The organism is Paraprevotella xylaniphila YIT 11841 (assembly GCF_900683745.1).
Taxonomy (GTDB): Bacteria; Bacteroidota; Bacteroidia; order Bacteroidales; family Bacteroidaceae; genus Paraprevotella; species Paraprevotella xylaniphila.
In genome coordinates this window covers 1,801,414-1,813,443 of sequence record NZ_LR215980.1, presented here as the reverse complement: position 1 = coordinate 1,813,443, position 12,030 = coordinate 1,801,414, and the positions used below count along the sequence as shown (strand labels likewise).

Here is a 12,030-nt window from a genome sequence, read left to right as displayed (position 1 = left end):
GAAGTTCTTTAAAATAGAAAGCTTATCGTTGTTTTAACAGCTTTTCTATTTCATCCATTTTGGATTTGAATGCCTTGTCTACGTGCAGCCGGTCTTCGACTACGCTGCAGGAATGCAATACCGTGGCGTGTGTGCGTTTTCCAATCAGCGAACCTATGCGGGCCAATGAAAGATTGGTATGTTTTTGAGCCAAGTACATGGCTATTTGCCGTACCTGTGCCACCGGTTGCTTGCGGCATTTGGTGAACACATCTTCCTGCTTGACATTGAAGTATCCGCAAACTTTGTCGAGAATGAAATCTATGGTCACAGGTTTATTTTCCACTTTTACCGCGCGTTTGAGGATTTGTTCTGCCAGAGGCAAGTCTATATCTCGGTTCCATACGACGGAGTAAGCCATGAGAGAATTGACTATACCTTCCAACTCACGTACGCTGTCGTTCACGTTTTCCGAGACGAAGTCGATGACTTCTTCCGGTATTTTCAGGCCGTCCTGCCGGATTTTGTTTTCCAGGATATCATGGCGAAGCTGTTGGTTCGGCTTCTCCAATTCGGCTAATAATCCCCATTTGAAACGGGTCAGCAACCGTTCTTCCATGCCTTGCAAGGCTGTGGGCGGTCGGTCGGACGTCAGGATGAGCTGTCGTCCGTTCTGGTGTAAATGATTGAATATGTGGAAGAACGTGTTCTGAGTCTTGGTCAGGCTAGCAAATTCCTGCACATCGTCGATAATCAGTACGTCGATGGTTTGGTAGAAGTTGATGAAGTCGTTTACGGTATTTTTCCGTACGGAATCCGTGTATTGCACCTGAAAAAGGTGGGCGGAAACGTACAACACACGCTTTGTCGGGTGAAGTTCTTTGATCTTGGCCCCGATGGCGTTTACCAAATGAGTCTTTCCCACACCGGAAGCTCCGTAGATAAACAAAGGATTGAATGTGGATTGTTTCGGATGTTCGGCTATAGCCTGCCCTACGGAGCGGGGCAGTTTGTTGCTTACTCCTTCGATGAAGTTTTCAAAACTGTAGTTCCGGTTCAACTGAGGATCCAAATCCTGAGGCATGGGAGCCTGTAACGGACTGGGTGCCCTGTTGCTACCCGTTGCCTGTATCTTGGCACGGGGCGTCAAAGGCTGTGTGTTGACCGGCTCGATGTCTACGGTCAAATGATGGGTCTGGTCTACCATCAGGCTGTATTTCAACTGCGTTCCTTCTCCGAAAACTCGTCGTACTACGGAGAATATCAGCCGGCCGAAATGTTCCGACAAGAATTCATAGAAATACTGGCTCGGCAAGCCGAATGTCAGTACTTGCTTCTCGAAAGAGATGATCTGAATCGGTTCAAACCATGTCCTGTATTGTTTCTCGTCTACGTTATTGCGAATGATGGGCAGACAACGTTCCCATAACGATTGCGCTGAACCTTCCATTAGATTTTGTGTTTATCCGATGAACTTCCTATATACTTCTACGCTGCAAATTTCGCAATATTCCGCGATAAAAACAAGCCTTTGGCTAAGGACGGGAAGCAGAAGGCGTTTTAATTCCCTTGCAGTCAGAATGATAAAAAATAAAAAAATAAAATTGTGCTTTTTGCTTGTTTTTCTCTAAGTGTTTGTCTTGCCGAAAGATAGGTTTTCAGGGAGTGGTCGGGTGGGAAAATACAAAGCCGGACACCTTGGTCGGGTATCCGGCTTTACAAGCCTTGCAGCCTCTGTTTTTTCGAAGTTAGTTCTTACGTCCGAAAAGCGAGAAGTGTACATAGCGTTTCGGATTTTCTTTCAAGTCTATAAGCAGGTTGTTGGCACTGCCCGCCGTATGAGTCAGATTGTTGTACAAAGCACTGTCGTTCAGCAGTAGTCCCAACGTATTGTCTTTGCGGTTCATCTTCTCGGTCATGAGCTGCACGTAGCCCAATGTCGTATCTACCTTGCTTAAGGTGGCTTGCAGGTCCAGTTCATTCATGTGGTCGGTCAGGGTAATGACATTGTCGCCTATCCGGTTCATCTTGTCTGTCAGTTTTGGCATATCGTTACGTAACAAACCGTTCAGTTGCCGACTGCTTTCGTTAAGGTTGGCCGTAATGCTTTGGGCGTTTTCCATAATGTTTGGCAAGTTGGGGTTGGCTGCCAACGTATTCAGTGTGGTCAGCAGTGTGTCCACTTTGCCCATGATTTGTTCCACTTGCGGGACGATGTCGGCAGCTTTGTCCATCAGCCCCTTGGTGTCGTCTCCCTGAATGGTGTCGCCCGGAGCGTAGTGTCCGTCTTCAGGATTGCCCAGTAAAAGGTTCAGGTTACAGCCGCCTAACATTTCCGTAACCAATGTGCCTTTTGTGCCCTTAGGCAGGCACATGTTTTCGTCCACACTGATTTCCACCAATACATGGCCCGGCTGTTGGTAATTGTAAAGTATGTCGCGTACCGTACCTATTTTATATCCGTTGGCTAACACAGGACCGGACTTGGCCAATCCCTTGATGTCCGAAAATTCTATATAATAGGAATTGCTGGACTTGAACAGGTTAATGCCTTTCAAGAAATTGAGTCCGATAAAGAGTGCAGCGATAGCCACAGCACCGGTTAAGCCGATTTTAACCTCTTTCGTAAAGTATTTCATAAGTTTTTCAACGTTTATTTGTTCTTTTTATATTCGGAGATAGCTTCAGAGAGTTCCATCTTCCGGCCGTTTTTAAAGGCCACGATAAAAGCCCCTTTGAAATCTTCTTTTATTTTATTGCGTATTTTGATAGCTTCCTGATAGTCGGTGGTTGCCCCGTACGTGTACTTATAATAAGCTCCCTCTTTATAGAAATCTATCGGAGACAGGTTTTTAAAGCGGGAACTGCCTGTGGGTATCTGCCGGGTGGAAGCCTGGATTTGTATCTTGAATACAGGCCGGGAGTCCGTTGCCGGTTGTTCCTGCTTTTTCTCCTCTGGTCCGGAAGTTGAAGGCTTATCACTGTTTTGGGTCAATAAATCGATATCACTTTCGGGGGCATCCGTTACAGCACTTTCTACGGCCTGCATTTCGTTTCCTTCAGCCTGTCGCGCATCCTTTTCCGCTCCCGTTGTTTTTCCTTTCGTATGCTGCTTCTTATAAGAAAGGAAAGCGTTATAAATGCTTTGGCTCATTTTACGGATACCGTTTTGTGAGTTGAGGAAAGCCTCTTCGTCGTGTGTGGAGATATAGCCCAATTCAATCAATACGCTTGGCATGCTAGTTTCCCGCAAAACAAGGAAGCCCGCTTGGTGTACGCCTTTGTCTGGCCGTCCGCCGGTTGTCCTGAATTCCTTTTGGATTTGTTTGGCAAAATCTACGCTTTGGGCCATGTATTTGTCCTGCATCAGTTCGAAAATGATGTAGCTTTCCGAAGATTTCGGATCGAAGCCTTGGTAACGTTCCTTATAATTGTCCTCCACTAAAATAACGGCATTTTCCCGTTTGGCCACTTCCAGGTTCTCGTCGGCACGGGCCATACCCAACGTGTAGGTTTCGGCTCCCCGGCCTATCGCTTTGCCCGGCAAGGAATTCGTATGTATGGATACGAACAGGTCGGCGTTTGCCCGGTTGGCAATTTCCGCCCGTCGTCCTAACGGAATGAAAACATCAGTCTTCCGGGTGTAAATCACTTTTACGTCCGGACAATTTTCCTCCACCAATTTGCCGAAAGCTTTTGCTACAGACAGGTTGATGTTTTTCTCGCGGGAGAAACGGCCTATGGCACCGGGATCTTTCCCGCCGTGTCCTGCGTCGATGACCAACGTGAAACGGTCGGTTCCGGCCGGTGCGGCCGAAGCATATAAGAATTGGGTCTCTCCGACGTATGCCAAAAGAAACAAGAAGAGGAGCTTTATCGTTTTTATCGTCTTTTTTAGTTCCATTTTGTTATAGAGATAGGGATAGTCCAAGGCAATTCGGTGCTTCTTAAAGTACGGACTGTCGCCTATCTTGTGCAAATATAATAGATTTTCAGGTAAGGGACGACTTGTTTTCATGCTTTTCTGTAAGGCATCCCAGAGATTTTAATAGATTTTATCAGTCTGCCGGTCGCGTGTCTCCTTTCTTTTCGCTATATTCGCACCGTCATTAACTGAAGGCTCATGAAAAATAATCTGAGGAAAACTTGTTTATGTATTTCGGCCCTGTGCATGGCCGGGGCCGTATGGCCGGTTGCCATGCAGGAGGAAGATGCCGTTTCCGCCTGTGTAACCGGGAGGCCGGAAATGAAGTCATCTCTTTCTACCACAGGGGAACGTTTGGGACGGGGAACCGTAGCTGTCAGGTTATCACCCGATACGGTCATGGTGGGTTGGCGTTATTTGTCTTCCGATTCGGTCCGTACGGTGTTTAATGTGTACCGTGACGGTCTGTTGGTTACCCCAAAACCAGTGTCTGTTTCCACGCAGTTTTACGATTATAACCCGTCCCGGGGAAAATCGGTATATGAGGTACGTCCGGTGGTGGACGGCCGGGAAGAACCCTCGTCCGGCGGCAAATGGACGCTTCCGGCCAATGCCCCGTGCGGTTATCTGGACATCCCGTTGCAGCAGCCGGAGCCGCAGACTATGCCCGGCGGCGAGGTTTGCACCTATACGGCCAATGATGCGTCCGTCGGTGATTTGGACGGTGACGGGGATTTCGAGATAGTGCTGAAGTGGGAGCCTTCCAATGCTAAAGACAACTCCCACAGCGGTTTTACCGGAACCGTGTTTTTGGACGCTTACAAGTTGGACGGTACCCGCCTATGGCGCATCGACTTGGGGCGCAACATCCGTGCGGGGGCGCATTACACCCAGTTCATGGTGTACGACCTCGATGGCGACGGACGGGCTGAAGTCACGGCCAAGACTGCGGACGGCACGGTGGACGGCCGGGGACATTCGATAGGCGATCCCTCGGCAGACTACCGGGTGGGGGCGCAAGAACCGGTGGAAGGCCGGAAGGGGTATGTCGCTTCGGGTCCGGAGTTCCTGACCGTGTTCGACGGGAAGACGGGCGCGGCCTTGCAAACGGTGGACTATATCCCTCCGCGCGGACGGTTGGAAGACTGGGGCGACAATTATGCCAACCGCAGCGAGCGGTATCTGGCGGCTGTGGCCTACTTGGACGGGCGGCATCCGAGCGTGGTGATGTGCCGGGGATATTATACGCGCAGTGTTTTGGCGGCTTTCGATTGGGATGGCAAGCGGCTAGCGTCGCGTTGGGTGTTCGATACGGATTCCGCCTGTTGGGTTTCGTACGCGGGGCAGGGGAACCATAACCTGCGTGTGGCCGACGTGGACGGTGACGGTTGTGACGAAATCACATACGGCTCGTGTGCGATAGACCATGACGGGACGGGGCTGTACAATACCGGCTTCGGCCATGGCGACGCCTTGCACCTCACGGCTTTCGACCCTTCGTCCGACCGCTTGCAAGTGTGGGATTGCCACGAGAACAAGCGCGACGGGAGCGATTTCCGCGATGCCGCGACCGGAAAGGTCATCTTTCAACTCCCGGCTGCCAAAGACGTGGGGCGTTGCATGGCGGCGGACATCGACCCTACGAATTACGGATTGGAGATGTGGTCGTCGGCTTCCGGGGGCATACGGAATATAAAAGGAGAAGTGGTTTGTGCCGCACCTAAAGGGTTGCCGATGAACATGGCTGTGTGGTGGGACGGCGATTTGCTGCGCGAGATGCTGGACCATGAAACGGTGAGCAAGTACGACTGGGAGGCACAGGCTTGCCGTCCGTTGGCTACGTTCGACGGATGCAGTTTCAACAACGGGTCGAAAAGCAATCCTTGCTTGCAGGGCGACATTTTGGGCGACTGGCGCGAAGAGGTCGTGGTGCGCACGGCGGACAATACGGCTTTGCGCGTGTATGTGTCCCCGCTTCCCACTCCTTACCGTTTCCATACGTTCTTGGAGGATCGGCCTTACCGGCTCAGTATCGTGACGGAGAACGTGGCCTACAACCAACCCACACAGCCCGGCTTCTATTTCGGTGCGGAATTAGAACGGAGCGGCAAGCTTTTCCGGGGGTATCAGTTTGGAAAATGAGAATATGAAAAATTATATGAACTAAAAATGAAAAAGCAATGAAGAAAAATTTTTTTGCGGCTATCTTGTTAGCCGGAATGATGTCTGCGGGCGGAACAGTCTGGGCTGTGGGCGGAGCGGACGCTGCTCCTTTGGCGGCAGTCATGGCTGCGGCAGCGCAGCAGGATGAAAAGACCGTCACCAGTCCCGACGGTATGACCTTCCTCAAAGTAGGACTGAAAGACGGACGCGCATATTATAAGGTAGGATATTATGCAAATGGAAAAGAAGGACGGAAGGAAGTGACGATGTTGGAGGAGTCTCCCTTGGGGCTGGTGACGAACTTTGCCGATTTCAGCCGCGACTTGGTATGGGTGAAAGAACAGGCCGGTACGCGCGACATCCGTTACGACCTGGAGCGCAGCAAGGCGAGCCGGGTGGACAAGAAGGCCAATACCTTTACCGTGCGTCTTGCCAATGCCAAGAAACAGGAGATGGAAGTGGAATTTGTGGTGGAAGACCACAATGTGGCTTTCCGTTATTTCCTGCCCAAACAGGGCGGAACGGGCAGTGTGCGCGTGATGAACGAAACCACCGGGTTCCGTTTTCCCGGCAAGACCACGACTTTCCTGACACCGCAAAGCGATGCCATGATAGGTTGGAAGCGGACGAAGCCCAGCTACGAAGAGGAGTATAAGGCCGACGCACCGATGGGGACGCCTTCACAGTACGGCCATGGTTATACCTTCCCCGGATTGTTCCGTGTGGGGGAAGACGGTTGGGTACTTGTGAGCGAAACGGGTGTGGACAGCCGCTATTGCGGATCCCGCCTGAGCGACGCGCAGGACGGCCTGTACACCGTGGCTTTCCCGATGCCGGAAGAGAACAACGGTAACGGCACGCCGGAACCGGCTTTCGCTTTGCCTGGCCATACGCCTTGGCGTACGCTCACGGTGTCCCGTGACTTGGCTCCCATCGTGGAGACCACGGTGGTTTGGGACGTGGTGGAGCCCCGTTTCACCACGGAACATAAATATAAGTACGGGCGCGGCACGTGGAGTTGGATTCTCTGGCAAGACAACAGTATCAACTACGACGACCAGGTGCGTTATGTAGACATGGCTTCTGCCATGGGCTATGAATATACCCTGATAGACAACTGGTGGGACAACAATATCGGCCATAAGCGGATGGAAGACCTCATCAAGTACGCGCAAGGCAAAGGCGTGGACATTTTCTTGTGGTACAGTTCCAGCGGTTACTGGAACGACATCGAACAAGGTCCGATTAACATCATGTGCGACCCCATCACGCGCAAGAAGGAGATGCGTTGGATGCAACAGCAAGGCGTGAAGGGCATCAAGGTGGACTTCTTCGGCGGCGACAAGCAGGAGACGATGCGTTTGTACGAAGCCATTCTGAGCGATGCCGACGACCACGGGCTGATGGTCATCTTCCATGGCTGTACGTTGCCGCGCGGTTGGGAGCGCATGTATCCCAACTATGTGGGCAGCGAGGCCGTGCTAGCATCCGAGAACCTGATTTTCAACCAACATTTCTGCGACAACGAGGCTTTCAATGCCACGCTGCACCCGTTCATCCGCAACTCGGTGGGCTGCATGGAGTTCGGTGGCACCTTCCTCAACAAGCGGCTGAACCGGGGTAACGACGGTGGAACGACCCGTGTCACCACCGACATATTCCAGTTGGCTACGGCCGTGGCTTTCCAGAACCCTATCCAGAATTTTGCGTTGGCACCGAACAACCTGACGGATGTGCCGGCTTTCGAGATAGACTTCATGAAAGAAGTTCCTACGGTGTGGGACGAAGTGAAGTTCATCGACGGTTATCCCGGACGCTACGTCGTGTTGGCGCGTCGCCACGGACAGGATTGGTATGTGGCAGCCTTGAATGCAGGAAAGGAGGCTTTGAAACTGACTGTGGAATTACCTATGTTGGCCGGTACGGCAGTGTCTTATTACCACGACGGCAAGGATGGAAAAACTCCACAGGCAGAAGAGGCCAAGGTGGCTAAGAACGGAAAATTCAAGCTGACATTGGCAGCCCAGGGTGGTGCCGTGCTGAAAGGTAAGGCTCTGTAAGGTTTTATGCCCGTTCGGGGTGTGTCTGAAAAATGCCTTCAGGTGCTCATACTTCTTGTCCCATAACGTGTTAAGGTGAATGTTTTACGTTTGTTAACTCTTTCAGGTGTCCGTTTGAAAGCCAGTCCATGTTGAAAGGACGGTGAAAGGCTGGTGAAGGGTATTGCGATGCAAGTTCACCTTAATTCGTTGGAATACAATGGGTATGAACAGGTGAAGGCTTTTTTCTTGTTTTTGTTTCATGGGGGTGTGACAGTAGTTGCACACTTGTAAATCGTTTGGCGCAGAACGGAAAGAAGTTCTCAGCCGAACGATTTTTCGTTCTGCGGAAAGAATGGGAGCCGTTGCCGGAGGTTGCAAGGTCAATCCCTTCTCTTCTTCCCGTGTGTCTTATTTGACTGTTTTATGTGTGGCTTTTGAAAAAATAAAACTGATTTATGGTTAAAATCAAGATGCCCGTTTCGTGCGCTGCGTGAAGAAATAATCACTCGAAACAACCATATACCACGCCCGGAACTCACATCGCTGCGAGTTTCGGGCGTGATTTTTTTGGGCGGGAGGATGTAGGCTATATCAATATTATACCGGCTTCTTTGCACTCTTGGCGCATTTCCTCAGGCCAGATACTCGACTGGGTTTCTCCCACATGTGCCTTGTGGAGCAACACCATGCACAGGCGGCTTTGCCCGATGCCGCCACCGATGGACTGGGGGAGGGTACCGTCGAGCAAGCGGCGGTGGAAGTACAGTTTTTTACGGTCTTCCTTTCCGCTCAGTTGTAATTGTCTGAGCAGGGTTTCTTTGTCTACACGGATGCCCATGGAGGAAAGTTCGATGGCGCGGCCCAATATGGGATACCAGATGAGCAGGTCTCCGTTCAGTCCGGCCAAGCCGCTGCGTTCGTCTATTGTGGAGTAGTCGTCATAATCCGGGGCACGTAGGTCGTGTTCCTTTCCGTCTTCCAATTTTCCGCCGATACCGATGATGAATACGGCACCGTATTCCCGGCAGATGGCATCCTCACGCTCTTTCGGGGTAAGGTCGGGATAACGTTGCCTGAGCTCTTCGGCATGTATGAAATGTATGTCTTCCGGTAGGAATGCTTTCAACTGGGGATAGGTCTCGCAAATAAAGAATTCCGTGCGCAGGATGGCATTGTAAATGCGGTTGACGATTTTTTTCAGGTATTCCGTGTTGCGGCTGTGGGGCGGCATGACGCGTTCCCAGTCCCATTGGTCTACGTAAAGCGAATGCAGGTTATCCATTTCTTCGTCTGCACGGATGGCGTTCATGTCGGTGATGATGCCGTATCCCGGTTCCACTTTATACTCAGCCAATGTGACCCGTTTCCATTTGGCCAAAGAGTGGACCACTTCCGCTTGGGCCTCGTTCATGTCTTTGATGGGGAAAGTGACGGGACGCTCCACTCCGTTCAGGTCATCATTCATTCCTAACCCTTTGAGTACGAATAAGGGAGCAGTCACCCTGCGTAAACGCAGTTCGGTGGATATACTGCTCAGGAAGAAGTCTTTTATTTTCTTAATGGCAATTTCAGTCTGCTGCAAATCCAACAGCGCATGATAGTTTTCCGGTTTGATTAAATGACTCATTGCTTTATGACGTTTATTGATTTCTTTCAGAATGTTCTGCAAAGATAGCGTATTTTTGTTAACTTGGAAGTGTATAACGTGTTTTTTGTGTCTATATGATAATTTTTATTTTGCGGATTAATTTTTTGAAATAGTTTGGTGCGTCTTTGTTTTTTTCTTAATTTTGCATCGTTTTTAAGGCTCCGTAGCTTAGCTGTATAGAGCGTCAGATTCCGGTTCTGAAGGTCGAGGGTTAGAATCCCTCCGGGGTCACGAGAAAAATCCCTAAGTATATAATTAATAAATACTTAGGGATTTTTGTTTGTAAATTTTGCCTACGTTCTGCCTACCAACTCGAATAATCCACCTTTTTGGGCATTTCAATAGAGGGATTGGTTATTCTTTCAGATGACCGTTCTCGTCAAACTCAAATAGAGGAAATCTCCTTTAAATAGGAGGGGAATTGCCATGAAAAAACGGATGGCCAAACCGCCACCCGTGCAAGATTGGGCCACCATGACCCACACAGTGAAAGGTAGGCCAACCTTGTATCAATGGAGATATGAGTTTTTATGAATATAGCAAAATAGTTATGTTTTTATTTGGTGATTTGTAGCAAAAACGCTATATTTGCAATGTCTTAATAAATAAACGGTCTTTTACATTATGAAGTACAATCAGTTTTTTGCGGAACTTACCGCAGCAGGTTGTTACGTTCTTAGGCATGGGGCCAATCATGATATTTGGTATAGTCCTAAAACGGGAAACAAATTTGCTTTGTCAAGGCATGGCAAACAAGAAGTACCTACCGGAATGGAACGTAAGGCAAGAAAGGTTCTTTTGGGGGAATAATCCCCCAACCTTTTGCGCTTCATGGTTGAAAGATTGTTTTTGTTGAGGCAATGGGGTACGGTAATAGTGCCGTACTCCTATTTTAAAAGAAATGGATATGAAAGTAACTGTTATCATGGAAAAAGCGAACGATGGGTATTACTCATGCTTTGTTGAGGATGATTTACCCGGCTTCGGGTTGGCTGGATATGGAGACACGGCAGAAGCAGCCAAAGAGGATATGATGAAAGCGTATGAGGAAATAAAGGAAATGCAGGCAGAAGAGGGCAAGGAAGTTCCGGAACTGGAGTTTTCCTACAAATATGATATGCAATCCTTTTTCAACTATTTCTCATTCCTGAATGTCACCAAGGTTGCGGAGTTGGCAGGCATCAACGCTTCATTGATGAGGCAATACACTTCCGGTGTGACAGCAGCCGGACAAAAGCAATACGATAAGATAAGGGTAGCGGTGGAACGTATATCTAAGGAACTTTCCGCAGCCACATTCTAAAGATAGTGTACCGCTGTGAAGCGAGACCGTTTAATTAAGACAATGAAACCCCGTTCCTTAATTGGTTCGGGGTTCTTTTTATCAATCCTCTGTTTTCTTTAATTCGAGTTTCGCTCCACAATTGGGGCACCGCAAGCCCGTGCCTTGTTCCTTTGACACTTCTTCCGGGGAGACAAAGAGCTGCCATATAGGTACGTCTAAAACAACAGCTATTTTTTCAAGAGTAGAAGTAGTAACCGATGGCGCATTTAATGTTTGTTTTATCGATTGATACGAAACGCCCAACTTTTCGGCTAAAACTTGCTGCGTAATTCCTTTTTCTTTTAATACTTCTTTGATTCTCATGTGATTTATATTAAAAATATAATATACACCTCTGATTTTGCACGCAACGTTACGACTTTATCTCCAATTCTATTATTAGCGGAAAGCATTATCTCACTCATTCCACCCATATTTATTTTGGAAGACAATCTTAATAGTATTTTCATTGTTGTTTTTTGCAAAGGTATAAAATTGCCTACTAATTTGCCTACAAAAATGCAAATAAATGAAGTCGAATAATAGTGTATGAAATTGCAAAGTTCTATATTCTATTGTTTATCAGTATTTAATGTATTTATTTATTCTATATGTTTTTAAACAATAATTATTGTTATATTCCCTCCGGGGTCACGAGAGGAAAGTCCTTAACAATCTATGGATTGTGGAGGACTTTTTTTATGTTTTGTATTAGGGTCTTTTTTGTGTTTTCGTTTTCTGCTTTCCAACGGATTCAGACTAAAAAAGATAGCCGTCTTTCACAAGACAGCTACCTTTACATTAACCTAATTTCAATAATGAAAAACAATTCTTATTCCGTTCATGCTCGCTTGCATGATTGCTCTCTTAGTAAGAGAGCAATGAGTATTTTCATTGCGCTAATTTATAGGGATTTATGTTTTCGGATGGAACGATTTCATCAACATTT

At 48.5% G+C, this 12,030-nt stretch carries 8 protein-coding genes and 1 tRNA gene; 4 read left to right on the top strand and 5 right to left on the bottom strand.

Going from position 1 to position 12,030, the window contains the following annotated elements:
- Positions 1 to 22: 22 nt before the first annotated feature.
- From dnaA to E0E47_RS07750, 3 genes are all read right to left on the bottom strand, one after another.
- The gene (gene dnaA / locus E0E47_RS07760; protein ID WP_008625636.1) at positions 23 to 1,429 is read right to left on the bottom strand and encodes a chromosomal replication initiator protein DnaA; all 1,407 of its coding nucleotides are present in this window, start codon (positions 1,427 to 1,429) and stop codon (positions 23 to 25) included.
- 298 nt (positions 1,430 to 1,727) lie between these two features.
- Positions 1,728 to 2,618 carry an MlaD family protein gene (locus E0E47_RS07755; RefSeq protein ID WP_008625625.1) on the bottom strand — a complete coding sequence of 297 codons (891 nt, stop codon included), beginning with the start codon at positions 2,616 to 2,618 and terminating at the stop codon, positions 1,728 to 1,730.
- 14 nt (positions 2,619 to 2,632) lie between these two features.
- A complete protein-coding gene (locus E0E47_RS07750; RefSeq protein ID WP_130893369.1) occupies positions 2,633 to 3,883 on the bottom strand; it encodes an N-acetylmuramoyl-L-alanine amidase family protein in 1,251 nt (416 codons plus the stop codon).
- 267 nt (positions 3,884 to 4,150) lie between these two features.
- On the opposite strand from E0E47_RS07750, the gene E0E47_RS07745 reads away from it, so the two are divergent.
- Together E0E47_RS07745 and E0E47_RS07740 are read left to right on the top strand one after the other, a co-directional pair.
- Positions 4,151 to 6,046: a rhamnogalacturonan lyase gene (locus E0E47_RS07745; RefSeq protein WP_130894340.1), complete on the top strand. Its 1,896-nt coding sequence runs from the start codon at positions 4,151 to 4,153 to the stop codon at positions 6,044 to 6,046.
- 38 nt (positions 6,047 to 6,084) lie between these two features.
- Complete coding sequence (locus E0E47_RS07740) at positions 6,085 to 8,127, top strand: glycoside hydrolase family 97 protein (RefSeq protein ID WP_130893368.1); 2,043 nt, start codon at positions 6,085 to 6,087, stop codon at positions 8,125 to 8,127.
- Between the two features lie 568 nt (positions 8,128 to 8,695).
- Here the strand turns inward: E0E47_RS07740 and asnA are convergent.
- The gene (gene asnA, locus E0E47_RS07735; RefSeq protein WP_130893367.1) at positions 8,696 to 9,736 is read right to left on the bottom strand and encodes an aspartate--ammonia ligase; all 1,041 of its coding nucleotides are present in this window, start codon (positions 9,734 to 9,736) and stop codon (positions 8,696 to 8,698) included.
- A 178-nt stretch (positions 9,737 to 9,914) separates the two neighbouring features.
- Between asnA and E0E47_RS07730 the strand changes: the two genes are divergently transcribed.
- Positions 9,915 to 9,988, top strand: a tRNA-Arg gene (locus tag E0E47_RS07730).
- Positions 9,989 to 10,664: 676 nt separating this feature from the next.
- Positions 10,665 to 11,060 (top strand): type II toxin-antitoxin system HicB family antitoxin, encoded by a 396-nt coding sequence (locus E0E47_RS07720; protein WP_232038369.1) that lies wholly within the window; start codon positions 10,665 to 10,667, stop codon positions 11,058 to 11,060.
- 81 nt (positions 11,061 to 11,141) lie between these two features.
- On the opposite strand, the gene E0E47_RS07715 is transcribed toward E0E47_RS07720, so the two are convergent.
- The gene (locus E0E47_RS07715) at positions 11,142 to 11,405 is read right to left on the bottom strand and encodes a helix-turn-helix domain-containing protein (protein ID WP_130893366.1); all 264 of its coding nucleotides are present in this window, start codon (positions 11,403 to 11,405) and stop codon (positions 11,142 to 11,144) included.
- Between the last annotated feature and the right edge of the window lie 625 nt (positions 11,406 to 12,030).

Excerpts from the sequence above, each read along its gene's own strand:
- E0E47_RS07740 (WP_130893368.1), top strand. The coding sequence starts at position 6,085 with ATGAAGAAAAATTTTTTTGCGGCTATCTTGTTAGCCGGAATGATGTCT.
- E0E47_RS07715 (WP_130893366.1), bottom strand. The coding sequence starts at position 11,405 with ATGAGAATCAAAGAAGTATTAAAAGAAAAAGGAATTACGCAGCAAGTT.
- asnA (WP_130893367.1), bottom strand. The coding sequence starts at position 9,736 with ATGAGTCATTTAATCAAACCGGAAAACTATCATGCGCTGTTGGATTTG.
- E0E47_RS07750 (WP_130893369.1), bottom strand. The coding sequence starts at position 3,883 with ATGGAACTAAAAAAGACGATAAAAACGATAAAGCTCCTCTTCTTGTTT.
- E0E47_RS07745 (WP_130894340.1), top strand. The coding sequence starts at position 4,151 with ATGGCCGGGGCCGTATGGCCGGTTGCCATGCAGGAGGAAGATGCCGTT.
- dnaA (WP_008625636.1), bottom strand. The coding sequence starts at position 1,429 with ATGGAAGGTTCAGCGCAATCGTTATGGGAACGTTGTCTGCCCATCATT.
- E0E47_RS07720 (WP_232038369.1), top strand. The coding sequence starts at position 10,665 with ATGAAAGTAACTGTTATCATGGAAAAAGCGAACGATGGGTATTACTCA.
- E0E47_RS07755 (WP_008625625.1), bottom strand. The coding sequence starts at position 2,618 with ATGAAATACTTTACGAAAGAGGTTAAAATCGGCTTAACCGGTGCTGTG.